A 26,165-nucleotide genomic window follows, 5' to 3' on the forward strand; every position below is an offset into this window, starting at 1 on the left:
AAATTAAGCAGTTTCGATGTCTTCAAAAATTTCCGCCAACGGCAGGCTGATGCTCAAGCTGTGCAGTTGGCAATCGACTTCGCCTATGTAATCGTGCAACAGCCACTCGTTGTCGGGCGTGCGGCGGAAGCATTCCACTCGGCGGGCGTCGATGTCGACGATCAGGTATTCATTTAAGGATACTAGCTGCCGGTAGGCGGCGAATTTGCCGCCGCGATCATAGGCGGCTGTCGAGTCTGAAAGCACTTCGACGATCAGTGATGGGTTAGAAATAAATTGCTGGTTGCCAAGATCGCCAGGATGGCAGGACACCATCACGTCAGGGTAAAAGAATGCGTCGGCTGCTTCGACTTTCAATTTCAAGTCAGCGATATAAGGCCTGCAAGGCTTGCCGCGTAAGCGTTGTTTCAAGGCGGACGCGATATTCAGACTGACGACGACATGATCTTGTCGAGCTCCAGTCATCGCAAACACCTCGCCAGCGACGAATTCATGCTTCTGGACCTGGGTTTCCTCCCAGGTCAGGTAATCTGAGGCAGTGAAATGCTGTTGCAATGCGGTGTGCATTATTGCTCGATATTGAAATACGGCGGCATGTCGGCTACATAAGCCAGATACATCGCATCGGCCATGCTCCACAATACATCCAGTTTAAATTTCAGAATTTGCACCATGCGTTCCTGTTGCTCGCGGGTTTTGTACCAATCCAACGTCAGTTCCAGACCGTGCTCGACATCGCGGCGGGCTTCGGTCAGGCGTTTGCGGAAGTAAGTGTAACCCTCTTGTTCCACCCAAGGGTAGACATCGGGCCAGTTATCCAAGCGTTGTTGATGAATTTTTGGGGCGAACAGTTCCGTCAGAGAGGAACTGGCGGCTTCGTGCCATTCCGCGCGGCGGGCGAAATTGACATAAGCGTCTACGGCAAAGCGTACTCCGGGCAATACGTGCTCCAGTGATATGAGCTCTTCGCGAGTTAACCCAACAGCGATACCCAGACGTATCCAGGCTTCGATGCCGCCGGGATCGCCGGGGTGGCCATCGTGATCAAGAATGCGTTGTACCCATTTGGCACGGGTTTCTCGATCAGGACAGTTGGCCATGATATTGGCGTCCTTGATCGGAATCATCACCTGATAATAAAAGCGATTCGCCACCCAGCCTTGCAATTGGGCTTTGGTCAGTTTGCCTTCATTCATCAGGACATGCATCGGATGATGGATGTGGTAATACTTTTCCATGCCGCGTAATTGCGCTTCAAATTCTTCGCGGCTCCAGGGTTGATTATCAGCAGTCATGTAACACCTTTTATAAGTCAATTTCCAGTCCGTCGTAAGCCACTTCGATACTGTTGGCATCCAAGGTTTTACGCTCCGGCGAATCTTCGTCGAGAATCGGGTTGGTGTTGTTGATATGAATCAAAATCTTGCGGGCGTTTGGCACGCCATTCAATACTTCAATCATGCCGCCAGGCCCGGACTGCGGCAAGTGGCCAATGTCGCGAGCACGTTTTTGGCTAATGCCGCGTGTCACCATTTCGTCATCGGTCCAGAATGTACCGTCTACCATTAGACAGTCAACGTTCAGCATCGCTTGCAGGACGTGCGGCTCGATTTCACCGAGGCCGGGTGAGTAATAAAGCTTTTTGCCGGTGGAAATTTGCTCGACGATGACGCCGATGTTGTCGCCGTCGTGCGGATCGTGGCGGTGCGGCGAATAGGGCGGGGCCTTGCTTTTCAGGGCGTGGGCATAAATGCGGATGTCATCAATCCCGGGAATCTCGAACGGGGATTCGTCGCAGGCAATCGGATGGTGATTGACGGTGCAATAGTCTTTCAACATGTTGAATAGCGGAAAACCGCTGGTCAAATCCTGCTTGACCATCTCGGTGCAATACACGTTCAACGGTTTGCCTTCGCGCAGCATCAGCATGCCGGTGGTATGGTCGATCTGGCTGTCGATCAAGAGTACGGCCTTGATACCGGTATCGCGGATGCCTTCTTTAGGCTGAATGGCGGGAAACGCTTCTAATTGGGCGCGAATGTCCGGCGAGGTGTTAAACAGCAACCAGTTGCGGTTGTCGGTGCTGATTGCTATGGACGATTGGGTGCGGGCTTTGCCGTTGAATTGACCATTGCGCAGGCGTCGGCAATTGTCGCAGTTGCAGTTCCATTGCGGAAATCCGCCGCCGGCGCCGGCGCCGAGAACTCTAATCTTCATGTTTGCCTAAGGGGAATGATGAATGAGCGCCGCATGATACGGGATTAAAAAACGCCAGGCAAAAAAAAGGGGCAGGAAAATGCCCCTTTTTTATCGTCATCCCTAAGGATTAACGGTTGTAGATGTACATGGTAACTTCAAAACCGAAACGCATGTCATTGTAAGCTGGTGTTTCCCATTTCATTTATATACCCTCCAGAGGTTTTGTTGTTGTGTGCGATAGCTTGATCGAGAAAGCTGCGCCGAAGTATACGATGAAGTTTTTCTTTGCGCAACAGAGCAATCAAACCGGAACTAACAGCACTTGGAGCGATGTCTCTGCGCTTAAGTTCCCGGCCTTACCAGGCCATTTTCAGCGCAAGTGCCAACAGCACAATCGCAAAGTAACGCTTCAATTTTTGTGCCGGCAAACGGTGCGCCAACTTGGCGCCCAAGGGCGCAGTAAATATGCTGGTCAAGACGATGCCGGCGAAGGCCGGTAGATATAGATAACCGAGGCTGCCAACCGGTAATTGATGATCTTGCCAGCCCAGGATGGCGTAGCTGGTAGCAGCCGACAGGGCGATGGGGATTGCACAGGTGCTGGATGTGGCGACCGCGTTTTTCATCGGCAGGCCATTGCTCACCAAATAAGGTACGGTCATGGTGCCGCCGCCTATGCCTAAAATGGCTGATAGTACGCCGATCAACAGACCCATCGGGTAATCCAGGGAGAATTTAGCTGGGTGTGATGACGCTTTGTTGGGTTTGGGTATTGCCATTTGTGCGCTGGTATAAATTAGATAAGCAACAAAAAACCAACGTAGTGAGTCGGCGCTGATATATTCGGCCAATACGGCACCGCCAACGGCGCCCAGCAGCATGCTCGGCGCTAAATGTTTTGCCCGATGCCAGTCGATGTTCCCAAGTTTGTGGTGAGTACGCACAGAGGCCAGCGAAGTAAATATTGCGGTTGCTAAAGATGTGGCAACGGCGATCAGCATGATTTGCTCGGGATCGAACCGCTGAGCTTGGAACACCCACACCAGCACCGGCACAATCAATGCGCCGCCGCCTATACCGAACAAACCGGCGGCGACGCCGGCTAGAATGCCCAGTAAAAAGCTGGCTAAAAAAATTTCCGTCATGATGATTAATGGCTGGGGAATAAGCAAAGCACTATGATAGCGACTCATTTATACTGTGTCTTTTGATCCATTAAGTAGGCGAGTGGCTAAGGCATGAAAACGTATCTGGTCGGCGGCGCAGTTCGCGACCGTTTGCTGGATTTTCCGGTTAAGGAGCGTGACTGGCTGGTGGTCGGTGAGACTGCGGACAGTATGCTGGCCGCCGGTTTTCGGCCGGTGGGTAAAGACTTTCCGGTATTTTTGCATCCTATCGATCACGAAGAATATGCCTTGGCGCGTACCGAGCGTAAAACGGCCCCGGGTTACAAGGGATTTGCGGTGCACGCCTCACCGGATGTGACGCTGGAAGAGGATTTATTGCGGCGGGATTTAACCGTCAATGCGATGGCAATGAAGGATGACGGCGAATTGATTGATCCGTTTCATGGACGGCGCGATTTGGAAAACCGTATCTTGCGCCATGTGTCACCCGCTTTTAGTGAAGACCCGGTGCGGATCTTGCGCGTCGCCCGTTTCGCTGCCCGTTATGCCCATTTGGGCTTTACTGTCGCGGAGGAAACACTGCGATTGATGCGCGAGATGGTTATGGCTGGGGAAGCCGATTTTCTGGTTGCCGAGCGGGTGTGGGCGGAATTGCATAAAGCTTTATTGGAGCGGACGCCGGCGGCATTTTTTCAGGTATTGAAAGACTGCGAAGCGTTGCGAGTGGTTTTTCCGGAGCTCGACGCTTTATTCGGTGTGCCGCAACCGGAGAAATATCATCCGGAAATCGATACCGGCGTGCATGCCTTGATGGTACTGGAGCAGGCGGCGCGGCTTTCCGAAAAGCCAGAGGTACGCCTGGCGGCCTTGTTACATGATCTGGGTAAGGCCTTGACCCCCTGCCAGCATTGGCCCAGCCATCATGGGCATGAGCAAAAAGGTTTGCCGGTGCTTGCCAAACTGTGCCAAAGATTGCGGGTGCCGAATCATTTTAAATCGCTGTGTGCGCAGGTCATGCAATACCACACTCATTGCCACCGGGCTTTGGAATTGCGGGCGGATACCTTGACCGATATGTTGCAAACCCTGGGCGCGTTCAAGCCCGATAGTCGCTTGGAGGAATTTTTGCAGGCTTGCGAAGCCGACGCGCGCGGCCGAACCGGATTCGAAGACAGGCCCTACCCGCAAGCTGACTACATTCGTTCTGCGGCAGTGGTCGCCACGGCTGTCGATACCTCGGCGGCTTTGCTGAAAGGCTTGCAAGGCGAGCAGATTGGTATCGCTATCCGCAAATTGCGGGCCCAAGCCGTCAACGATTACAAACAACGCTATCAGCAACTAACAATTGAATCAGCATGAATGCCATCCTGGTCTCCGCCGGCTTATTGATTTGCAGCAACGTCTTTATGACCTTTGCCTGGTACGCACATCTAAAGGAATTGAATAACAAGCCCTGGTTGCTGGCGGCATTCGTCAGTTGGGGCATAGCCTTATTCGAATATCTGTTACAAGTGCCCGCCAATCGTATCGGATACACGCAGTGCAGTGTCGCCCAACTGAAAATTATGCAGGAAGTGATAGCGCTGAGCGTATTCGTACCCTTCTCGGTGTACTACATGAAAGAACCGTTGAAACTGGATTATCTCTGGGCCGGGCTATGTTTGCTGGGTGCGGTGTTTTTTATGTTCAGAGCCAAATTAAGCTGAAATTGAACGGAATGGAATAACAATAATAATGGGTGAACAGCATGCTTAGTTACCGCCACGGCTTCCACGCCGGCAATTTTGCCGATGTTTTAAAGCACAGTCTGCTGACGCTGGCGATCAACGCGTTGAAACAGAAAGACAAACCGTTTGTTTACATCGATACCCACGCCGGAGCCGGTAAATATTCTTTTAAATCCGAGTTTGCCCAAAAAACCGGCGAATACCAGCAAGGCATCGCCAAACTTTGGGACAGCCAGGACCCACCGCCGGAATTAAAAGACTATCTATCCGCGGTACGCGCAGAAAACACCGGACGGCAACTGGTGCGCTATCCCGGCTCGCCGCAATTGGTCAAGCGTTTGGTCAGGCAACAAGACCGCTTGGTATTGTCGGAATTGCACAGTAGCGATGTCGAAGCCCTTCAGCAATTGTTCGCCGGCGACAAGCAGGTTAGCGTCTCCAAGGAAGACGGCTTGCAAACCTTGAGCAAGAAATTACCACCCATCCAAAAGCGCGGCTTGATTCTGATCGATCCCAGTTACGAAATGCGCGACGAATACAAAAAAATCGTTGCAGCGCTGACGACCGCTTATAAACACTTCGCTACCGGTGTTTATGCGCTGTGGTATCCGGTCATCGACCGCACTGCCACTGAAAACTTCATGCGGCAACTAGAGCAAAGCGGCATTCCTCGCCAGCTGCGCATCGAGCATTGTATAGCCGAAGACGGACCGGGGCGCGGCATGACCGGTTCCGGCATGTTATTCATCAATCCGCCGTGGCAACTGGATAGTCAAGCCGAAGCCTTGTTGCCTTACTTGAATCAAGCGTTGGCGGATGGCCGGGGGCATTGGCGGGTAGAGTGGCAGGTGCCCGAAGCGACAGTGGCGAGCGCGGTAAGGAATTAGCCATGATTAGAAAGAATCTCGACTTGATCATCGTCGGTTTTGTGGTACTCGCTATCGTCATGTACGATGTGACGCTGGAGCTGCTGGGTGAATTGATGCATCTGGTGTTCGAAGGATTTCATGTGGCCTTCGAGTATGTCGAATTAGGTATTGAAGAAGCCGTCGAATTGGTATTCCACGTTTTGGATGTCGGTGAAATCATCGAGTATCTATTCGAGTCCGACCGCCACGGTAGCCAGGTGGTAACGTTTTATATTTTGGTCACCATTGCGTGGTTCGGTTTTTATCGACTTTCGAAATTAGTTCCCCGGCTTTGGGCCTCTTTTAAGCAAATGCTTTTGAATACCTGGGTACGGCGGAAGACCGAATTAGAGTTATATTGGCTGTCGCTGACGATAAGGGACAAGGTGACTATCGCTTTTACTGCCGTGGCTGTTGCTTATATCGCGTCATTTTTCGTGATGTGATGGCGTGCACCGTTGACGAAACCGTTTTATTTTTAATTTTCTTATGCCATTACTAGAACAAGTTACCCAATCCATTCTTGCAGGCAACGGCCTGCAAACCCAGGACGTAGACCGAGTGATGGCGGCGCTGCTCAGTGCGCCGGTCGACGCCGCCGATATTTATTTTCAGTCCAGCCATTTCGAGTCCTGGTCCATGGAGGGCGGCATCATCAAGGAAGGTAGTCATTCCATAGAACACGGCGCCGGGGTACGTGTGGTGAGCGGCGATAAGACCGGCTTTGCTTACAGCGACCGCATCGAATTGCCGATTCTGCTGGAGGCCGCCAATAACGTCAAAGCCATTGTCAGACACGGTCAGCAGGCGCGGCGCCAGATCGAAGTCGCCAAGAGTTGGCCGCAGTTATACCAACCGGTCAATCCCTTAAAGTCGCTGGACGATCAGGCAAAAATCGACTTGTTAAAACGTGTCGATAGCGAAACCCGCAAGTTGGACAGTCGTATCGAAGAAGTGATGGTCAGTCTGATTGCGGCTTATGACAGCGTGCTGATTGCCAATCAGGATGGCTCGTTGGCGGCCGATGTGCGGCCCTTGGTGCGGATGAACGTGACGGTGATTATGGTCGAAAACGGTCGCCGCGAGCAGGGCAGCATGGGCGGCGGCGGGCGCAGCGATTACAGCTTTTTTCTGGAAAATGACCGGGCTTTCGAATACGGCCGCGAAGCGGTGCGTTTGGCCCAGGTTAATTTGCAGGCCCAGGAAGCACCGGCCGGCAATATGACCGTGGTGTTGGGGCCGGGCTGGCCGGGGATTTTGTTGCACGAGGCCATCGGCCACGGTTTGGAAGGCGACTTCAACCGCAAAGGCACTTCAGCATTTAGTGGCCGAGTCGGCGAGCGGGTGGCTTCGGATTTATGCACCGTGGTGGATGACGGCACTTTGGTTGGTCGGCGCGGTTCTTTGAATATCGACGACGAAGGTACGCCCACCGAGAACACCGTGCTCATCGAAAAAGGTATTTTGAAAGGCTATATGCAGGACAAACTCAATGCGCGCTTGATGGGCGTCAAGCCTACCGGCAACGGTCGCCGTGAATCGTATGCGCATTTGCCGATGCCGCGCATGACCAATACCTACATGCTGCCGGGCAGCAGCGATCCGGAGGAAATTATCCGCTCTGTTAAGAAAGGCTTGTACGCCCGTAACTTTGGCGGCGGCCAGGTGGATATTACCTCCGGCAAATTCGTGTTTTCCACCAGCGAGGCCTACTTGATCGAAGACGGCAAAATTACCCGCCCAGTGAAAGGTGCCACGCTAATTGGTAATGGTCCGGACGTGTTGACCAAAGTATCAATGGTCGGCAACGACATGGCCCTGGATAGCGGTGTCGGCACTTGCGGCAAGGACGGGCAAAGCGTACCGGTCGGCGTCGGTCAGCCCACCTTGAAAATCGATGGTCTAACCGTCGGCGGTACCAGCGTTTAATGCCTCGGGCCGTTCGGCCTCGGCCCACACCTGCAATCGAATTCTAAGAGACTTACCGTGCAAAATCAGGAAGAAATTAATCGCTTAAAAAATGTCGTTCAACAGTTATTGGACGAAGCCAAACAACAAGGAGCCAGTGGCGCCGAAGCGGCGTTCAGCGTAGACAACGGGCTGTCGGTGTCGGCGCGGCTAGGGGAAGTAGAAACCGTCGAGTATCACTGCGATCAAGGCATAGGGGTTACCGTCTATTTCGGCCAGAAAAAGGGCTCGGCCAGTACCAACGATATTTCCAGTGATTCCTTGAAGGAAACCGTCAAGGCCGCTTGCAGTATCGCCCGTTACGCCAGCGACGACGCCTATTCCGGCTTACCGGATGCCGAGTTATTGGCAACCGAATTTCCGGATCTGGATCTGAACCATCCCTGGGATATTAACGCCGAGCAAGCCATCAATATCGCCATCGAATGCGAAAACATCGCCCGCGGCTACGATAAAGCGATAAGCAACTCCGAAGGCGCGTCGGTCAATACGCATCAAGGCACCCGGGTATTCGGCAATTCGCTGGGCTTTTTGCAAGGTTACCAATCCAGCCGGCATTCTCTAAGTTGTTCGGTGCTGGCCGGCAGCGGCGACGCGATGCAGCGCGATTATTGGTACAGCGTGGCGCGTGATGCGGCTGCTCTGGAATCGGCTAGACACGTCGGCGAAAAAACCGCGCAACGTACCATAGCCCGCTTGAACGCCCGTAGTCTGAGTACGCGCCAATGTCCGGTATTGTTTGCATCGGAAATGGCGTCCGGTTTGATCGGGGCGCTGATAGGCGCGATCAGTGGCGGCAGTTTATATCGCAAATCTTCGTTTTTGCTGGATACGCTGGATACGCAAATTTTGCCGGATTTCGTGCGCATTCATGAGCAACCCTTCCTACGCGGTGCGCTGGGCAGCGCCAGTTACGACTCGGAAGGTGTCGCGACTAAGGCCAGGGATATTGTCAGCGACGGTATTTTAAGATCGTACGTGCTCAGCACCTACTCGGCCCGCAAGTTGGGCATGCAAACCACCGGTAACGCCGGCGGCGTGCACAATCTGACCGTCGAACCCGGCAGCAACGATTTTGCCGGCATGCTGAAATTGTTGGATACCGGTTTGTTGGTCACCGAATTGATGGGGCAGGGCGTGAACCGGGTGACAGGTGACTATTCGCGCGGCGCGTCCGGCTTTTGGGTGGAAAACGGTGTCATTCAATACCCGGTACAGGAAATCACGATTGCCGGTAATTTAAAGTCCATGCTGCGCAACATCGTCGCCATCGGCAACGATGTGGATTTGCGCGGTAATATCCGGGTTGGCTCGATTTTGCTGGAACAGATGGCGATTGCGGGCGAGTAAATGCCTTCTGGGTTGTCTGTTCAGCCGCTAATATAAGTCTAAGCGTCTCAGACGACTTCGGCATTATTAACCCGGCCCTTAAATCCTGTTTGCCCTGTCGAAAGGCATTCCAGCCAGGGCTTCCGCTCAGCCCGAACGGAATACCCGTGATAAGTAGGGCCGGGTTAATAGTCAATCAACCCGTTACGCCAGGGGTCAGTAAAAAGTGGCCTGCGGGGAGTTTTTCTTGGTAGGTATAAGGGCTAGCCTTATTTTCCGCAACCCAGCGCTTTTCCGCTATCGATTCGAAAGGCGGCGGCAATTCGCCCTGTAACGACCAAAGATCGAACGGGGTTTCGTCAATCGAAATTTCCCAATCGAAACCGCGCTCTTTGACAAAAGGCGCAATCACGTCGTCAAGCGTTCGCATCCACCATTCTCGTATGACAGGACCCGGCAATGTCCGGGCGATTTGGTCAACCTTAAAGCGAATAAACTTGTCATTCCGCACGCCACCGACAAAACAATTGCCTTTAACCACTTCTTCGAAAATGACCACCGCATAAAATCGTGGGATTGGCACCGCCGCATAGACGTTGGTGATTTGTTCAGCCAGTTCCTGTTTGTCTTCTGCGCTGAAGGCTCCGCTGGGATGATAGACTTTCCACAAAGGCATGATGATTCTCCTGATAATTGAGTAAGTTTTGGTGATCCACTGACCACCTTGTTTTTCTCAATCAGCATCCCGCCAAAATCCGGCGCTTGATGCACGATTGAGAGTCAGGCGACGCGCTACCGCGTTAACTTGCAAATTCCTTGGTGGGATCTAAGCGCCGGCGGCTGCGTCGGCGGTAAATCTATGCCTGAGGAGGCAAACGGTAAAATGCTTTGTATTCATGCGCCTATGAAAATAATTGATGCCAAACGCCCCAGGCATTTTCGGTAACATAGCCCGCGTTTACATTCTGGAAACCCAGCCATGGCCGACTTAAGAACGTTTGATTTGAATCTATTGATCGCCTTCGATCTGCTGATGAAGGAACGCAATGTATCGAGGGCGGCGGAAAAAATGTTCATTAGCCAATCGGCAATGAGCCACGTGCTGCAACGCTTGCGGCAACAATTGGAAGACCCGTTGCTGGTGAAAACCCCGGAGGGTATGACACCGACGCTACGCGCCTTGTCCCTGGTGGCTCCCGTAGCGGCGGTACTTAAAGAGGTGGAAAACTTGATTCGCGCGCCGGCGCCGTTCGATTCCGCCATCTGCCGGCGCGCTTTTACCATTGCAGCAACGGATTACGTGGAAGCCTTGCTGTTGCCGATACTGGCGCCGCGCATCGCCCGCCAGGCGCCCGGCGTAGATATTCATTTCAAACGTACCAGCAGCCGCTTTCCTATTAATGCCTTGGAGCAAAGCGAGATAGACCTGATACTGGGTTTTGAAGTGATGTTGAATCCGCCCAAGCATCTACTTCGTGAACGCCTGTTCGACGATTTCATGGTCTGCGTGGCCCGCATAGGCCACCCGCGAGTGAATGCGGCATTGACGCTGGAAGACTATATCGACCTGCCGCATATTCTGCTATCCAGAACCGGGGCCGGTATGGGGCAAGTAGACGCCTGGTTGGCGGAACACGGTCGCGAGCGGCGTGTGGCGCTGACCGTGTCGCATTTTCTGTCCGCATCGTTGATCGTGGCACAAACGGACATGGTCATGGCTTTTCCCAAACGAACGGCCGAGCAATTCGTCCGGAACTTGCCATTGCAATGGGTGCCCTTGCCGCTGGATTTACCGCATTACGACACGGTCATGGTCTGGCATCCGCTGCAAGACCAGGACCTCGCCAACCGCTGGCTGCGTGATGAAATTCGCGCCGCTTGCGCCACGCTGGACCATTAATCGCCAAACTTCGGTTCGCCCAGCTCGGGGAAATAACGCAGCTGCATGCGCCGGCAGTAATCGACTAACGACGATTGCGTTAAGGCGTAATCCTTGACGGGCGAACTGACCGGGCAGGCCAATAGGTTGATCAATACGCCGAAGGCCGAGGCATCGATACTGCTGGGCCGGTCTCCCAACAAAAACGCCTTGCCGTGAAGCGCGGCGGAAATAGCCGCCACATCGCGCCGGCCCAATTCGAAAATGTCGGCAGCGGCTAGTCGGCCAATGCCATGGCCGCGTAGTTGTCCCCGAATCCGCCGCTTATAGATTGCGGCAACTATGTCCATCATGGGTTGCGATAAACCTTGAAAGATCGCCTGCTTATTGATCTGCCAATTCTCCGCTCCGTATTGCCAGCGGCTATACATGCACACCCAATACAAATGTTCTTCCAACAAGCGTTGCCAGGCCTGAGCTTGGGCTCTTTGCTCGGCCGACAGATGCCCATCCAGGCTATCGCCGTAATGCTGTTGCAGATAGCGAATAATCATCCGGCTATCGGCAAGCTTTTGGCCGTTGTCTTCTATAAAAGGTAGTTTGCCCAATGGGGCATAAAGCGGCAGGGTTTCAGCGATCCGATACTCGATGCCGGCCATGCGCAGATAGGTTTCCAGCTTTACGCAAAACTGGCCTGGATTGGGGATGTTCCAGGCTCTGGGAAATTGATACAACGTAATCATGCGGAACTTTGTTTATGTCTCTGTAAACACTGGCGACATGCTCCTTAGAAATAGCTGGCCATTGCATCCTCTATAAAACAAACGGTGTCGTGATCGAATAGTACCATGCAGTGTTTGGCTGAATCCGGCTCTTGACATGCGGTTGGTCTATACGCAGAAATGGGCCAAAAATTAGCCCACATCCGGCAACACAAAGCGAATCGGTCGTGAACCGATCTTTGCACCCGTCACCTCGTCGATGGCCACCGGTTTAATTGCCTGCCCGGTTTCGGCGTCCTCGATATACACCAGTTTGCCGCCACTACGGTGTTGGCTACCCCATGCACCTATCATGATCAACACCGGCAGAAAATCGCGGCCGGCGGCCGTCAACACATACTCTTCGCGCGGCGGACGCTCCGAGTAAAGCCGCTTTTCCAAGATGCCTTCCTCTGTCAGCGTCGCCAAGCGCCGGGTCAACATCGTCGGCGCGATACCCAGGCTTTTCCGAAACTGGTCGAAGCGCGTCAGGCCAAAATGCGCGTCCCGCAGAATCAATAGACTCCAGGCGTCTCCGAGAAAAGCCAGGCTGCGCGCGATAGGGCAAGGATCAGCACAAATATTTTTATCGTTCATACGTTTTTAGTAGTGACTTAATATTAAATTGATAGTAACATTGATTTCAAAATGATAGTAACACTTAAGCGATAGACAATCCACCTCACGGGAGACTTGATATGAACAATAAAGACCAAGCCGTAGCCTTGATCACCGGTGCATCCTCTGGCATTGGGTTGGTAACGGCCAGGGCCCTGCAACGCGCGGGTTACCGCGTATTCGGCACCAGCCGCAAGGCAGCTGCAAGCGTCGACGGCATCACCATGCTGAACTGCGACGTCACCGATGAAGCCTCGGTAAACAACACGGTAGCCGAGGTCTTGAAACAGGCCGGACGCATCGATCTGCTGGTCAACAATGCCGGCGTCGGCTTGCTAGGAGGCGCGGAAGAATCGTCCACCGCGCAAGCCCAGGCTTTGTTCGACGTCAACGTGTTCGGCATTACTCGCGTGACCAATGCCGTGTTGCCGGCCATGCGCAACCAAGGGAAAGGCAGAATCGTCAATATCAGCTCCGCCCTTGGTTTTATCCCAGCGCCTTACAACGCGCTGTATGCCGCGACCAAGCATGCGGTCGAAGGCTATTCCGAATCGCTGGACCACGAACTGCGCAGCTTCGGCATCCGGGTGGTATTGGTTGAACCGGGATATACCCGCACCGCGTTCGAAGCCAGCCTAACCAAGCCCGATCAACCACTGGCCGTCTACGACTCGGTGCGTGCCAGCATGGAAGTGATGATGCGGAATGGGGTGAATGCAGGCGACGCTCCGCAGGTGGTCGCCGACACGGTGTTGAAAGCCGCGACTGCCGTGGGTCCCAAAAGGCGCTATACCGCCGGAAAACAGGCAACCCAAGTGCGTTTCCTGCGCCGTTTCATGCCGGAAGCCTTGGTGGACAAGAGCTTGCGCCAGTTTAACCAGCTGCCGATAGTCTGAATGATTGGAAGATAAGCACATGATCTATTCATCTAAGAATGCCATGACAGTGGCGTATGCCGCGAGTAAGCATTTCCGGGAAGGAACGGTAGCGATATGAGTCTTGTGACCAAAACCGGCGCCGGGCTCAATGGCTTAAACCAGTTGCGCGCCCTGATGGCCTCTGAGCGTAAGCCGGGAATGTTGATGTCGCTGGATTTCGAGCTGGTGGAAGTCGATCTAGGCAAAGCCGTGTTTGCCGGCAAACCCGGCGAACATGCTTATAACCCCTTGGGCACCGTTCACGGCGGCTATGCGGCCACTTTGCTGGATTCCGCCTGCGGCTGTGCCGTTCATTCCAGATTAACCGGAAAGCAGGCCTATACCACCTTGGAATTGAAAATTGCCTATCATCAGGCCATGACCAAGCACACGGGCTTGGTAAGAGCGGAAGGTAGGGTTTTGTCGTTAGGGAAGCGAGTCGCTTTTGCCGAAGCCCGTCTGATTGATGCAGAAGACCAGCTCTATGCCTCGGCGTCATCGACATTATTGATTTTCGGGCGAGAGGCTAATTGATGGCCATTGCTTTGCCGAACCATTGCAGCGTAATTCCCGTGCAGGCGTCGATGCCAAGTTGCCGCCGACATCCTGATCAATAACAGCAGCGAATAATTATTTCGAATATCACCCAACCTTTTACCGAAGGAGGCAGCCACATGCCGAAACCAAATACGCCGTTTACACCGATTGCCCCTGACCGGCCGCAATTCCGATTCACCAACAAAGGCTGGCTACTGGCTGGGTTGTTGCCGCTTATGATGAACGTCGGCTGCAGCGGCCAGGACAAACCCACACAATCGGTTGTCCGCCCGGTGAAGGTGTTTCGCATCGAGCAAAACGCCGTCGCCGGTGCCAGAAGCTTTGCCGGGGAAGTCAGGGCCAGAATCGAGACGCCCTTATCCTTCCGGGTGGCCGGTAAACTGCTGGAGCGTAAAGTGGATGTCGGCGACCCGGTGCGCAAGGGCCAACTGCTGGCGATACTGGACGGCAACGATTACCGCCTGGCCGTGCAGGGTCTTAAGGCTCAGCTGGCTTCCTCCCAGGCCGACAGCAATTTCCTGCGCGACGATTTGGCGAGATACCGCGAATTGTTGGTCCAGCAAGTCATCAGTCAGCCTGAGTTCGAACGGCACGAAACGGCTTACACCACGGCGCGGGAGCGGACGGCGGCGCTGGAAGCGCAATTGGCCGAGGCGAACAACCAACTGAGCTATACCGAATTGCATGCCGACCGCGACGGCGTGGTCACGGCCTTGGCTGTCGAAGCCGGCCAGGTACTGACTACCGGCCAGGCCGTGGTTACGCTGGCTCAGCTCGACGAAAAGGAAATCCACTTCGACGTGCCCGAGCATAGGCTGGCGGAAATTAAGAGCCAACAAGCCGTTGATGTCTCGTTGTGGTTAGACGACGAACGGCTGCTCAAAGCCAGAATCCGCGAAATCGCCTCGGCCGCCGATCCGGCCAGCCGTACTTACCGCGTCAAGGCCAGCTTGCTGGAAGGTCTGGACGCCGCGCAATTGGGCATGACGGCGACCGTTCATATAACGGCGAACACCGCTTCCCGCATCGCTATCCCCCTTTCCGCCGTCTATACCCCGCAAATCCAACCCGATCATCCTTTAGTCTGGTTGGTCGACGAGCAGACCGCCACCGTCAAATCCGTACCGGTTCGCTTGGGTGAAACGCAGCCCGGCGAACGCATTGCCGTCGAGGGCGTCTCCGCTGGCCAATTGCTGGTCAGCGCCGGCGTCCAACGTCTGGCCGAGGGCCAGGCCGTGCGCTTACCGGAAGAAAATACATCGGCTAAGCATGCTGCAAAAGAGGAACAGCTATGAAAGCATTCAACCTCAGCGAATGGGTGCTTAACCATCGCTCCTTCACCGGCTTCATGCTGGCATTGGTGGTGCTCGGCGGCCTGTTCGCTTATTTCAAGCTCGGCCAGCAGGAAGATCCGCCGTTCACCTTCCGTATCATGGTGGTCAAAACCCTTTACCCCGGCGCCACCGCGCTGGAAGTCGAACAGCAGTTGACCGACAGGCTGGAAAAGAAAATCCAGGAGCTGCCCGACCTGGATTATCTGCGCAGCTATTCCAAACCCGGCGAATCGGTGATTTTCATCACGCCCCGCGAGGATACGCCGCCCAAGGAGATCCCCGAGCTTTGGTATCAGGTACGCAAGAAGGTCGACGACATTCGCATGACCTTGCCGCCCGGCAGCATAGGGCCGTTTTTCAACGACGAATTCGGCGATACCTATAGCCTGATCTACGCCTTTTCCGGCGAAGGTTTTAATTATGCCGACCTGAAACTGGCGGCCGATTCGGTTCGCCAGCAGCTGTTGCGGGTCAAGGATGTCGAGAAAGTCGATCTGATCGGTGTACAGGACGAAAAGATTTTCGTCGAGTTTTCCGACAAGAAGCTGGCCGAACTGGGCTTGGACACGACGGCGGTTGCTCAGGCTTTGCAGGCACAGAACGCCATGGCCCCGGCCGGCACGGTATATTCCGCGCAACGCAATCTGCCGATACGCCTGACCGGCTCGTTCGACTCGGAAGACAGCGTCGCCAATATGGCGGTACGCATCGCTAATCGCACCTTCAAGGTCAAAGATTTCGCCGAGGTGACGCGCGGCTATGTCGATCCCGCCGAATTCAAGATGCGTTTCAACGGCAAACCGGCGCTCGGCCTCGGCGTGACGATGAACAAGAAAGGCAACGTCATCGCCCTGGGAAAAAACTTGGAAGACACGCTGGCCGTCATCAAAAACGAATTGCCGTTAGGTCTGGACGTGGAGCCAGTCGCCAATCAAGCCCATGTGGTTAAAAACCAGATGGCGGAATTCGGCCAAACCTTCTTCGAAGCCTTGGCTACCGTGTTGGTGGTCAGCTTCTTGAGCCTGGGCTGGCGCACCGGCTCCGTGGTGGCGCTGACCGTGCCGCTGGTGCTGGCCGCCACCTTATTGGTCATGCTGCTGTGCGGTATTGATCTGCAACGGATTTCCTTGGGTGCGTTGATTTTGGCGCTGGGCCTGCTGGTGGACGACGCGATGATTGCCGTCGAGATGATGGCCCGCAAGCTGGAAGAAGGTTGGGACCGGATGCGCGCCGCGACCTATGCTTATACGGCCACCGCCTTTCCGATGCTGACCGGCACCTTGATCACCATCGCCGGATTCCTGCCGGTGGGCCTGGCGCAATCCTCGGCCGGCGAATACACCGTGGCGATTTTTCAGGTGGTCGGCATATCGTTAATACTGTCTTGGATAGGCGCGGTGGTGTTCACCCCGTATTTGGGATTTTTGATCCTCAAGGTGCATGCCAACGCCAATGGCCCTATCCACGACCTGTTCGATACGCCGTTCTACAACCGCTTGCGCCGCTGGGTGGATGCCTGCGTGGCGCACCGTAAGAAAGTCATCATTGCCACCCTGGGCTTGTTTGGCCTCGGTGTCGTGGCCTTAACCCACGTTCCCGAACAGTTCTTCCCGCTGTCCAACCGGCCGGAAGTCATCGTCAATCTTTGGCTGCCGGAGGGCAGTGCCTTCGAGCAAACCGAAGCCGCCGCCAAACGCATGGAAGCGCTATTAGCCAAGGACGAAGACGTGGAACACGTCGCCAGCTATGTTGGCAGCGGCACGCCGAGGTTTTTCATGTTGATCGTGCAGCAATTGGCGAATACCAATCTAGCCGAACTGGTGGTGATGACCAAGGATAACCAGGCGCGCGAACGGGTGATGCAGCGTGTCCGGCAGATTCTGGAGACGGATTTTCCGAACGTGCGCGGCCGGGTGAAGCGCCTGAATGTCGGGCCGCCGATGGATTATCCATTGGCGTTCCGGGTGCTCGGCGAAAACCCCAACATCGTGCGCGCCATTGCCGAGCGGGTGGCCGAGGTCGTGCGCGACCATCCCGGCACCGTGGATGTCAACGATGACTGGCATGATCGGATGCCGTCGTTCCGCCTGATGTTGGATCAGGACAAGGCCCGCGCCCTCGGCGTGTCGACGGCTAGCTTGTCGCAAGCCTTGCAGGCGCATTACACCGGTATTCCGGTCGGGCAATTGCGCGAACAGGATAAATTGATCGACATCGTCTGGCGGGCCAGCCCCGAATTACGCAGCGCCGCCGACCAATTGCCGGACGTCGCGGTGCGTACGGCCAATGGCAAGGCAGTAGCGCTGTCGCAGTTCGTCAAATTCGAGACCGTATTCGAGGACGGCGTGCGCTGGCGGCGCAACCGCTTTCCGGCCATCTCGGTACGCGCCGACGTGGCCGACGGCAAGATGGCCCCGGACGTGGCGGCGGAAATCGTCCCGAAACTTAAATCCATCCAGGATAGCCTGCCGGTCGGTTATTTCATCGAAACCGGCGGTTCCAAGGAAGACGCAGTGAACGCGCAAAAGTCGATCCTGATCTGGATTCCACTGGTGCTGATCGTCACGCTGATTTTGTTGATGATGCAGTTGCAGAACCTGTCCAGGACGTTCATGGTGTTCAGCACCGCGCCGCTGGGCGTGATCGGCGCCGCCTTCGCCTTGCTGTTGTTTGGAGCGCCGTTCGGCTTTGTGGCGCTGCTCGGCATTCTGGCGCTGGCCGGCATGATCATGCGCAACTCGGTGATTCTGGTGGATCAGATCGATCAGGACGAAAAATCGGGGCTCGACACCTGGTCGGCCATCGTCGAATCGACGGTGCGGCGTTTCCGGCCGATCATGCTGACCGCGGCGGCCGCCATCCTGGCGATGATACCCTTGTCGCGCAACGACTTCTTCGGCCCGCAGGCCATCGCCATCATGGGTGGTCTGACGGTGGCGACAGCGTTGACGGTGTTCTTCCTGCCGGCGCTGTATGCGGCGTGGTTTAGGGTGGAGCGTGCGCCGGCTGATTCAGTATAAATGCTCCCTCTCCCACCGGGAGAGGGCTGGGGTGAGGGGATAAAGCTTTGTTTTATATACCCTCATCCTAACCTTCTCCCAAGGGGAGAAGGAATAATCCCCACTTTTACGATAATCCTCGCGGATACCGCGCTATGCCGCCACGGAGTTTTACAATGAAAAATAGAGTTTTAACACTGCTAACCATTCTATGCTTGGCGAGTCTAGTCGCCTGTACCCCGACCAGGGTCGGCGACCAAGTAGCGCTCAACAGCCCGGCAACATGGCAACACGCGCCCAACACCCAAACCACCGAAGCGGCGGACCTGAAGGCTTGGTGGCAAGGATTCAACGATCCCTTGCTGAATGAATTGATAGACCAGGCCTTGGCCGCCAATCACGATCTGAAGATCGCCACCGCTCGGGTCCGCGAAGCCAACGCGATGGTCACCGTCGCCGAAGCGGCGCTGTATCCCAGCCTGGATTTCTCGCTGTCCGGTGGTCGGGAAAAGCGCATCGACCGCATCGTCGGGGTGCCGAGCGGGCAAGGCATCAAATTGATAACGCCTACCGCCGATGCCGTCAGCGGCGGACTGGCGGCGCGCTGGGAAATCGACCTGTTCGGCGGCCGGCATCTGGAAGCGGAAGCCGCCGCCGCGCAAGCTCAAGGCAGCCAAGAAGGCTTGCATGCCGCGCAAGTCGGCCTGTTGGCTCAGGTGGCGACCAACTATCTGCAGCTGCGCGGCGTGCAGCAACGCACCGGCATTCTGCAAAACAACATAGCCTTGCAGCGCGAACGCTTGCGAACTTTACAGGCATTTGTTAAAGCCGGGCTGGCTAACGAGGCGGACCTTGCCCGTCAGCAAACCTTGCTGCAGGGCACCGAAGCGACGTTGCCGGGTTTGGTCAACGCCGAGCAAAACCTGATCCATCGCTTAGGGGTATTGCTGGGCGAGCCGCCGGAAAGCCTGGGAAACCGCTTAGCAGCTGTCGGCCCGTTGCCGAAGCAAGCGCCGGCCATGCCCAAGCTGTTGCCGGCGGATTTGTTGGCGCAACGCCCCGATTTGCGTCTGGCGCAAACCGAAGTCAGCGCGGCGGAGGCTAGCCTGGGTTCGGCGCGGGCCGACCTTTATCCCAAGATAGTTTTGTCGGCCAGTGGCGGCGTCGGCGCGCTGGCGGTCGGTGGTTTCCCGAGTCTGGCCGATAGCGTTTATGCCCTGGGCTCGGGTCTTTCCGCACCCATCTTCAATGCCGGTCGCATCCGCGCCCAGATTACCGCCGCCGATGCCCGGCTGGAGCAAGTCGCGGCCAATTACGAAAAGACCTTTTTGCTGGCATTGGAAGACGTGGAAAACGCCTTCGTCGCGCATCGTTCCGCCACCGATAGCTTAGGAAAACTGACCGAAGCGGAAGCCTCGGCGGAAAAAGCCTACCGGCTTGTAGATACCTTGTATAGTCGCGGCGCAGGGAATTATTTGGCTGTTTTGGATGCCCAACGCAGCAAACTGTCTGTGAGCGACGAACGCGCCAAAGCCGAAACGGCGGTCGGCGTGGCGATGGTATCGTTGTACCGGGCGTTTGGCGGCGGCTGGACAGTTGATTCATTGGTGAGTGGGATCGACAATAAATCGATCGCTAGCCGCGACAAGCAATAGCAAAATCAACGAAACTCATCGCAATTGTGCAAACAGGAAAACCACATGACGAAACCTTATCGCCAACTCTTAACCGCGAATTGTCCATGAATAACGACCCTATTATTTCCATACGCGGGGTCAACAAGACCTATGCCGGCGGTTTCCAGGCTTTGAAAAACATCAACCTGGACATTCGGCGCGGCGAGATATTTGCTTTGCTCGGGGCCAATGGCGCCGGCAAAACCACGTTAATCGGCGTCATTTGCGGCATCGTCAACGCCAGTGCCGGTAGCATCATCGCCGACGGCCACGACACCGTCCGAGACTACCGCGCCGTGCGCGCCGCCATTGGCCTAGTGCCGCAGGAATTGCACACCGACGCCTTCGAGTCGGTGTGGGCCACGGTCAGTTTCAGTCGTGGCCTGTTCGGCAAGCCGCCCAACCCTGCTTATATAGAAAAAGTGCTGCGGGATTTATCGTTATGGGACAAGCGCGACGCGAAAATCATGTCGCTTTCCGGTGGTATGAAACGCCGGGTGCTGATCGCCAAGGCGCTAGCGCATGAGCCGACGATATTGTTTCTGGATGAGCCGAGCGCGGGCGTCGATGTGGAACTGCGCCACGACATGTGGCGCATGGTGCGCGAACTGCGCGCCAACGGCACCACCATCATTCTGACTACGCATTACATCGAAGAAGCCGAAGACATGGCGGACCGCATCGGCGTCATCAATAAAGGCGAACTGATCATCGTGGAAGACAAAGCCGTGCTGATGCGCAAACTCGGCAAGAAGCAATTGACGCTGACCTTGCGCCAGTCCATGTCCGAGATCCCGGCCGAACTTGACGCCTGGGCGTTGACGCTGACAGCAGACGGCGAACGCTTGGTCTACAGCTTCGATACCCAGGAAGAGGAGACAGGTATTGCCGAGCTGCTACGCCGGCTGAGCGAACACGGTATCGATTTCAAAGACCTCAGCTCCAGTGAAAGCTCGCTGGAGGACATTTTCGTCAGCCTGGTCCATCAATCACAAGGGACGCAATCATGAACATCTACGGCATTCGCGCCATTTACCGCTTCGAAATGGCCCGCACCTTTCGCACGCTGGCGCAAAGCATCGCCGCGCCGGTGCTGACCACCTCGCTGTACTTTATTGTCTTCGGTAAAGCCATCGGTTCGCGGATGGGCGACATCGATAGTGTTAGTTACGGGGCCTTTATCATCCCCGGATTGGTGATGCTGAATTTGCTCAACGAAAGTATCTCCAACGCTTCTTTCGGCATCTATATGCCCAAGTGGGCCGGCACGATTTACGAACTGCTGTCGGCGCCGGTATCCTGGATCGAAGTGCTGCTGGGTTATGTGGGGGCGGCGGCGACTAAGTCGGTGCTGCTGGGCTTGCTGATTTTGGGCACAGCTCGTTTGTTCGTGCCTTACGAGATTGCCCATCCGCTGTGGATGATCGGCTTTTTACTGCTGACTGCCGTGACCTTCAGTCTGTTCGGTTTCATTATCGGCCTGTGGGCCGACAGTTTTCAGAAGCTGCAGGTGGTGCCGATGTTGGTGGTGACGCCGCTGACGTTTCTGGGTGGCGCGTTCTATTCGATCAATATGCTGCCGCCTTTGTGGCAGAAAGTCACCTTGTTCAATCCGGTGGTGTATCTGATCAGCGGCTTTCGCTGGAGCTTTTACGGCATGGCCGACGTGGATGTTGCCATGAGCATAGCCATGACCTTTGGCTTTTTGACCGTCTGTTTGATTTTTGTCTGGTGGGTATTTAAGACCGGGTACAAGATTAGAAATTAAGTCTGAATCAACGTAGCTTGGTAGGGTACGCACCGCGTACCCTTTGGCTGATCAGATGGCGCTCAGTATCTCTTCAATCAACGCCGGGCCTTTATAAATCAAGCCGCTATAGATTTGCACCAGGCTGGCGCCGGCTGCGAGCTTTTCCTGGGCGTCTGCACTGCTGAGAATGCCGCCGGCCGCGATAATCGGCAGTTTGCCGTTCAATTCTGCCGCCAAGCCTTTCACTACCCGAGTCGAGCTGTCTTTAACTGGTGCGCCGCTCAAGCCGCCGGCTTCGTTGGCGTGGATATGGCCCTGGATTTTATCGCGGGCGATGGTGGTGTTGGTGGCAATCACCCCGTCGATGCCAAATTCCACCAGCAATGCCGCGATGTGGCTGATTTCTTCATCCGTTAAATCCGGGGCGATTTTTACCGCGATGGGCGTGTACTTGCCCTGTGCCGCTTGCAACTTCAGCTGTTCTTCCTTCAAAGCGCTGAGTAATTGCTTGATCTCGTCACCTTGCTGCAGCTGGCGCAAATTCTTGGTGTTGGGCGAGGAAATGTTGATGGTGATATAGCTTGCTGCGGTATAGCTTTTTCTTAAACCGATCAAATAATCTTCGGTGGCGTTTTCCAGGGGGGTGTCGGCGTTCTTGCCGATATTGATGCCCAAAATGCCGCGATACCGGCAGGTGCCGACTTGCGTCAGTAAATGATCGATACCCTGGTTGTTAAAGCCCATCCGGTTGATGATGGCCTGGTGTTCCGGCAGGCGGAACAGCCGCGGTTTGGGGTTGCCGGGTTGTGGGCGCGGGGTGACGGTGCCGATTTCGATAAAGCCAAAACCCAGCTCGGCCAAGGCGTCGATGTAATCACCGTTCTTATCCAGGCCAGCAGCCAGCCCCAGCGGGTTTTTGAAATTCAAGCCCATCACCTCGACCGGCTTGTCGCTGACTTTGGGTTTGCTCAAAACCGACAAGCCGCTGTGCTGGGCCAGCTTTAACAGATCCAGCGTGAGGTGATGCGCGGTTTCCGGATCCAGTGAGAACAGTAGGGGGCGTAGCAAGGGATAAAGGTTCATGGCGCGGTTGCTCGAGTTAGCGAATACGGGGTCGGGTCAATTTCGGTGGGGCGCTGCAGAATCAGGTCCGCCAACAGCTTTGCGGAAGCCGGCCCCATCACCAAACCGTTTCTAAAATGGCCGGCATTGATGCTGAGATTCTCAATTTCGGGATGTTGTCCAACCGTAGGTATGCCTTGCGGGCTGCCTGGGCGCAGGCCGGCCCAATGATGGCAAACGGGATAGTTTTTCAAGGTCGGCAGTAACTCGGTGGCGAATTGGTAAAGCTGTTGCTTGGCGTCTTCGGTGGTGACTTTGTGAAAGCCGGCTTGCTCCACGGTGCTGCCCGCCAGGATTTTGCCATCGCGGCGCGGGATCAAATATTGATCGCCGTCCAGCACCATGTAAGGCAAGGTTGTTGGCGTGGCGTCGAACAGCAGCATCTGCCCTCTGACCGGCTTGATTTGCAGGTCTACCGGCCAATCCGGTAATAAATCCCGCATTAAATCGGTGGTCCAGGCCCCGGCGCTGACGATCAGGTGTTGAGCGGTGTGGGTACCGTTGTTGGTGTCAATGCGCTCAACTCGGTGGTTGGCGATGCCGATCTTGCGAATTTCGGTACTATCGAGAAATTTCACGCCGGCTTGTATTAAGTAAGCGTGGAGCGATTTTAATAATCTGGGATTGCGGGCTTGGGCAATTTCCGGCAGCCATAGTGGTTGGTCGAGTTCGCTGTTAAACGGCTCGGTCAAGGCCATTGCGGCCGGCTGATAGTCGATGCGGTACTGCTCACACCATTCTATGGCTTGTGCGTAGTCCGGGTTTTTGCAGATCAGCATGCCGCAGTCATACCATTCAGGGTCGATACCGGTCGCGGCGAGCAGGTCCCGGCTTAAGGCTGGGTATTTTTTTAAGCTGTTGACCGCTAAATCAGAGATCGCTGCGGCTTGGCGCCAGGGATAAATCGGCAGCAAAATGCCGCCGCCGGCCCATGAGGATTCCTGGCCCGGTTTGGATTTGTCGAGGATGGTGACGTCGCGGCCGGCTAGGCGCAGTTCGCGAGCGGCTAATAGGCCGCTGATACCGCCGCCGATGATCAGAATATCCAGGTGTGTGGTCATGCAAATGCCGAGGAAAACGGGTGTAAGAAGGCTTTTTTAAGGTAACACGAAGGCGGCTTATTTTGATAGGGTTTGCCGATTGTCCATGGGTGTGTGAAAAAGCAAATGGCTGTTGTTAATTTTTGACAAATATGGATTATAGTTTACAAAGTATTTGTATCTTATTGATATAAAACAAATTTTTTGAGTAAAAAAAATAGACTTAAAACTTGTAAGGCTAGTGTTTTGCTGCTATTATTGCCCACGTGAAGAAATCCTGTGTTGCTTTAAAGCTATTCAGTCTTAACAATAATTACCCTTGGGGGGAACAACAATGAGTTTTACTAAAAGCAAATTAGCGCTGGGTGTTGCCGCAGCGTCTTTAACAATGGCTGGAGCATTCATTGCCCCACAAGCCCAAGCTGCCGGTTCCAGTGCCGAGCGCGTCGCTGACGCTGCCGCCAGAAAAACCGAAGCTCTGGAAGCGCAAATGCAACAAATGGCCGAGCAAATGCAAGCCATGCAAGCTGAATTGAGCCGCGTTAAGTCTTCATCTGCCAGCTCCACTGCTGCGAATGCAAAAGTTCAAGAGTTGGATCAATGGATGGCGTCTGTTAAATCAACTCCTGCGCAAGCGTCTGCAAAAGATAACTTGGTAGCGGTTCGTGGCGGTTGGCAAGCCTTGGATCACGCCAGAGGAAGCACTGTTTTTCCAACGCATAATGGCGCATTCTTATCCAACAACCAAAACAACGAAGGTTTTTACTTCGGTGGTGCGTTTGATTTTAACGTGAACAACGATTTGTTCGGATTGGTGGATGACACCTCTTTCGCTATTGAGTTGGGTATTGAATATGCTCAGTACGGTACTGGTGCAAACACTGTGTCGAGTGGTTACTATGTACCATCTCTCAATGCAACGGCAATTACTGATGACACTCAAGCAACCGATGCTCGCTTGAGAATCAATGCTTCTCCAAAAATCAAATTCATGCACGGCAGCAAATTCCGTCCTTGGTTGATTCCGGTTGGTCTGGACATCAACATTCTGGGCGTGCCTTCCAACGCGGTTTCCGTGTTGAATGCTGGTATGAACTTCGGTGCTGGCGCCGAATATGACATCTTCAGAGGCATCGTATTGGGTTCCGACGTGCGTTACCACTACTCCACCAGCAAATTGGACGGTACACCTACCGACGGTTTCAGTGCTGGCGGTTACTTAGGTTTCAAATTCTAAGTTAACACTTAGTTAGCACGCAAAAGGGAAGGTGTCACAGCCTTCCCTTTTTTTATGGATGAAAATCAATGAAAACCCTCTATCCGGACATTTCGCCGTTTCATACCTTTTTTCTGGAAACCGATAGCGAGCATAGCGTCTATGTCGAGCAATCCGGCAATCCGGCCGGTATTCCGGCGATTTTTTTGCATGGCGGGCCGTGTTCCGGCACCAAGCCGGATCATCGGCGGTTTTTCGATCCCGAGCGCTACCACATTATCCTGATGGATCAGCGTGGCTGCGGATTATCCGAGCCGTTTGGTGAATTGCAAGGCAATACCACTCAGGATTTGCTGGCCGATATGGAGCGTATCCGCACGCAATTACGGATTGATAGTTGGTTGTTATTCGGCGGTTCCTGGGGTGGTACGTTGGCTTTGCTTTATGCTCAGCAGCATCCGACACAGGTGTTGGCTATGATCTTGCGCGGCGTGTTTTTAGCGCGGCAGGCCGATATGGAGTGGTTTCTGGGTAACGGCGTCAATAAAATCTACCCCGAACGCTGGCAGATCTTGCTGGATGCTTTGCCCAATTTGCCGGATGCCAATGTCCTGGAGCGATTGGTGGAGGCGATTTTTGGTGCCGATCAGGATGTAGCTAAACGTGGTGCTCAACAATGGCAAGCCTGGAGCGGGCAAGTGGCGCTGGGCAATGACTATCTGGAAAGTATGGAGTCGGTTAGCGAGCAAATGCTACGGCAAGTAAAAATGGAATTGTCTTATGCCATCCATGATTATTTCATCCGCGAAAATCAAATCCTGGAAAACTGTGCGGCGTTACAGTCGATACCAACTATCATCATTCACGGCAGAAACGATTTGACCTGTCCTATAGAAGCCGGTTGGCGCCTGCATCAAGCGTTGCCGCAATCTCGTTACGTAGTGCTGCCAAATGCCGGCCACATTGCGCGGGGCGACGAAATGATCGATGCGTTAGTATCCGCGACCGATGAGATGGCCAGGCTTTTAGCGTAGACA

Annotated in this window: 25 protein-coding genes and 1 pseudogene; 16 read left to right on the top strand and 10 right to left on the bottom strand. The window is 54.7% G+C overall.

Annotated elements, in window-relative coordinates; translation table 11 throughout:
* Nucleotides 1–3: 3 nt before the first annotated feature.
* The 5 genes from ACR02O_RS04815 to ACR02O_RS04835 all read right to left on the bottom strand — a co-directional run bounded on the left by ACR02O_RS04815 (nt 4) and on the right by ACR02O_RS04835 (nt 3,392).
* Complete coding sequence (locus tag ACR02O_RS04815) at nt 4–567, bottom strand: Uma2 family endonuclease (protein WP_494522893.1); 564 nt, start codon at nt 565–567, stop codon at nt 4–6.
* A complete protein-coding gene (gene pqqC / locus ACR02O_RS04820) occupies nt 567–1,295 on the bottom strand; it encodes a pyrroloquinoline-quinone synthase PqqC (RefSeq protein ID WP_494522894.1) in 729 nt (242 codons plus the stop codon). Before pqqC ends, ACR02O_RS04815 begins: the two co-directional genes overlap by 1 nt.
* A gap of 10 nt (nt 1,296–1,305) precedes the next feature.
* Nucleotides 1,306–2,217: a pyrroloquinoline quinone biosynthesis protein PqqB gene (gene pqqB / locus ACR02O_RS04825; protein WP_494522895.1), complete on the bottom strand. Its 912-nt coding sequence runs from the start codon at nt 2,215–2,217 to the stop codon at nt 1,306–1,308.
* Nucleotides 2,218–2,326: 109 nt separating this feature from the next.
* Nucleotides 2,327–2,401 (bottom strand): pyrroloquinoline quinone precursor peptide PqqA, encoded by a 75-nt coding sequence (gene pqqA / locus ACR02O_RS04830; RefSeq protein ID WP_054760176.1) that lies wholly within the window; start codon nt 2,399–2,401, stop codon nt 2,327–2,329.
* 154 nt (nt 2,402–2,555) lie between these two features.
* The gene (locus tag ACR02O_RS04835) at nt 2,556–3,392 is read right to left on the bottom strand and encodes a sulfite exporter TauE/SafE family protein (RefSeq protein WP_494522896.1); all 837 of its coding nucleotides are present in this window, start codon (nt 3,390–3,392) and stop codon (nt 2,556–2,558) included.
* 45 nt (nt 3,393–3,437) lie between these two features.
* Between ACR02O_RS04835 and ACR02O_RS04840 the strand changes: the two genes are divergently transcribed.
* The 6 genes from ACR02O_RS04840 to pmbA are packed head-to-tail and all read left to right on the top strand — an operon-like array spanning nt 3,438 to nt 9,279.
* Nucleotides 3,438–4,685: a multifunctional CCA addition/repair protein gene (locus ACR02O_RS04840; protein WP_494522897.1), complete on the top strand. Its 1,248-nt coding sequence runs from the start codon at nt 3,438–3,440 to the stop codon at nt 4,683–4,685.
* On the top strand, nt 4,682–5,032 hold the full coding sequence (locus ACR02O_RS04845; protein ID WP_033159387.1) for a DMT family protein: 351 nt from the start codon (nt 4,682–4,684) through the stop codon (nt 5,030–5,032). Before ACR02O_RS04840 ends, ACR02O_RS04845 begins: the two co-directional genes overlap by 4 nt.
* Before the next feature lie 41 nt (nt 5,033–5,073).
* A complete protein-coding gene (locus ACR02O_RS04850) occupies nt 5,074–5,940 on the top strand; it encodes a 23S rRNA (adenine(2030)-N(6))-methyltransferase RlmJ (RefSeq protein WP_494522898.1) in 867 nt (288 codons plus the stop codon).
* 2 nt (nt 5,941–5,942) lie between these two features.
* A complete protein-coding gene (locus ACR02O_RS04855; protein WP_033159385.1) occupies nt 5,943–6,407 on the top strand; it encodes a hypothetical protein in 465 nt (154 codons plus the stop codon).
* Between the two features lie 43 nt (nt 6,408–6,450).
* On the top strand, nt 6,451–7,890 hold the full coding sequence (gene tldD / locus ACR02O_RS04860) for a metalloprotease TldD (RefSeq protein WP_494522899.1): 1,440 nt from the start codon (nt 6,451–6,453) through the stop codon (nt 7,888–7,890).
* Nucleotides 7,891–7,947: 57 nt separating this feature from the next.
* On the top strand, nt 7,948–9,279 hold the full coding sequence (gene pmbA / locus ACR02O_RS04865; protein WP_494522900.1) for a metalloprotease PmbA: 1,332 nt from the start codon (nt 7,948–7,950) through the stop codon (nt 9,277–9,279).
* Between the two features lie 175 nt (nt 9,280–9,454).
* Here pmbA and ACR02O_RS04870 read toward each other — a convergent pair whose 3' ends face one another.
* On the bottom strand, nt 9,455–9,934 hold the full coding sequence (locus ACR02O_RS04870) for a tautomerase family protein (protein ID WP_494522901.1): 480 nt from the start codon (nt 9,932–9,934) through the stop codon (nt 9,455–9,457).
* Between the two features lie 303 nt (nt 9,935–10,237).
* Between ACR02O_RS04870 and ACR02O_RS04875 the strand changes: the two genes are divergently transcribed.
* On the top strand, nt 10,238–11,158 hold the full coding sequence (locus ACR02O_RS04875; RefSeq protein WP_494522902.1) for a LysR family transcriptional regulator: 921 nt from the start codon (nt 10,238–10,240) through the stop codon (nt 11,156–11,158).
* On the opposite strand, the gene ACR02O_RS04880 is transcribed toward ACR02O_RS04875, so the two are convergent.
* Together ACR02O_RS04880 and ACR02O_RS04885 are read right to left on the bottom strand one after the other, a co-directional pair.
* Nucleotides 11,155–11,880, bottom strand: a complete 726-nt coding sequence (locus tag ACR02O_RS04880) for a glutathione S-transferase family protein (RefSeq protein ID WP_494522903.1) — start codon at nt 11,878–11,880, stop codon at nt 11,155–11,157. The two genes, ACR02O_RS04875 and ACR02O_RS04880, sit on opposite strands and share 4 nt — an antisense overlap.
* Nucleotides 11,881–12,051: 171 nt before the next feature.
* Complete coding sequence (locus ACR02O_RS04885) at nt 12,052–12,495, bottom strand: winged helix-turn-helix transcriptional regulator (protein ID WP_033159379.1); 444 nt, start codon at nt 12,493–12,495, stop codon at nt 12,052–12,054.
* Nucleotides 12,496–12,596: 101 nt separating this feature from the next.
* Here ACR02O_RS04885 and ACR02O_RS04890 point away from each other — a divergent pair, with 101 nt between their 5' ends.
* From ACR02O_RS04890 to ACR02O_RS04920, 7 genes and pseudogenes are all read left to right on the top strand, one after another.
* Nucleotides 12,597–13,412 (top strand): oxidoreductase, encoded by an 816-nt coding sequence (locus tag ACR02O_RS04890; RefSeq protein ID WP_494522904.1) that lies wholly within the window; start codon nt 12,597–12,599, stop codon nt 13,410–13,412.
* A 96-nt stretch (nt 13,413–13,508) separates the two neighbouring features.
* Nucleotides 13,509–13,967, top strand: coding sequence for a PaaI family thioesterase (locus ACR02O_RS04895; RefSeq protein WP_319962301.1), 459 nt, complete (start codon nt 13,509–13,511; stop codon nt 13,965–13,967).
* A gap of 140 nt (nt 13,968–14,107) precedes the next feature.
* Complete coding sequence (locus ACR02O_RS04900) at nt 14,108–15,286, top strand: efflux RND transporter periplasmic adaptor subunit (RefSeq protein ID WP_494522905.1); 1,179 nt, start codon at nt 14,108–14,110, stop codon at nt 15,284–15,286.
* Nucleotides 15,283–18,380 (top strand): annotated as a pseudogene (locus ACR02O_RS04905) (efflux RND transporter permease subunit). Before ACR02O_RS04900 ends, ACR02O_RS04905 begins: the two are co-directional and overlap by 4 nt.
* 120 nt (nt 18,381–18,500) lie before the next feature.
* Nucleotides 18,501–19,979: an efflux transporter outer membrane subunit gene (locus ACR02O_RS04910; RefSeq protein WP_494522906.1), complete on the top strand. Its 1,479-nt coding sequence runs from the start codon at nt 18,501–18,503 to the stop codon at nt 19,977–19,979.
* Between the two features lie 86 nt (nt 19,980–20,065).
* The gene (locus ACR02O_RS04915; RefSeq protein ID WP_494522907.1) at nt 20,066–21,010 is read left to right on the top strand and encodes an ABC transporter ATP-binding protein; all 945 of its coding nucleotides are present in this window, start codon (nt 20,066–20,068) and stop codon (nt 21,008–21,010) included.
* Nucleotides 21,007–21,768 carry an ABC transporter permease gene (locus ACR02O_RS04920; protein WP_494522908.1) on the top strand — a complete coding sequence of 254 codons (762 nt, stop codon included), beginning with the start codon at nt 21,007–21,009 and terminating at the stop codon, nt 21,766–21,768. The genes ACR02O_RS04915 and ACR02O_RS04920 overlap by 4 nt, the downstream gene beginning before the upstream one ends.
* A gap of 51 nt (nt 21,769–21,819) precedes the next feature.
* Here the strand turns inward: ACR02O_RS04920 and ACR02O_RS04925 are convergent, their stop codons facing one another.
* On the bottom strand, nt 21,820–22,833 hold the full coding sequence (locus ACR02O_RS04925; RefSeq protein WP_494522909.1) for a quinone-dependent dihydroorotate dehydrogenase: 1,014 nt from the start codon (nt 22,831–22,833) through the stop codon (nt 21,820–21,822).
* A complete protein-coding gene (locus tag ACR02O_RS04930; RefSeq protein ID WP_494522910.1) occupies nt 22,830–23,933 on the bottom strand; it encodes an NAD(P)/FAD-dependent oxidoreductase in 1,104 nt (367 codons plus the stop codon). Before ACR02O_RS04930 ends, ACR02O_RS04925 begins: the two co-directional genes overlap by 4 nt.
* A 313-nt stretch (nt 23,934–24,246) precedes the next feature.
* On the opposite strand from ACR02O_RS04930, the gene ACR02O_RS04935 reads away from it, so the two are divergent.
* Both ACR02O_RS04935 and pip read left to right on the top strand, forming a co-directional pair.
* Nucleotides 24,247–25,149 carry a hypothetical protein gene (locus ACR02O_RS04935; protein WP_033159370.1) on the top strand — a complete coding sequence of 301 codons (903 nt, stop codon included), beginning with the start codon at nt 24,247–24,249 and terminating at the stop codon, nt 25,147–25,149.
* A gap of 68 nt (nt 25,150–25,217) precedes the next feature.
* On the top strand, nt 25,218–26,162 hold the full coding sequence (gene pip, locus ACR02O_RS04940; protein WP_494522911.1) for a prolyl aminopeptidase: 945 nt from the start codon (nt 25,218–25,220) through the stop codon (nt 26,160–26,162).
* The last annotated feature ends 3 nt before the right edge of the window (nt 26,163–26,165 follow it).

Source organism: Methylomonas sp. PHL2-19, assembly GCF_059331595.1.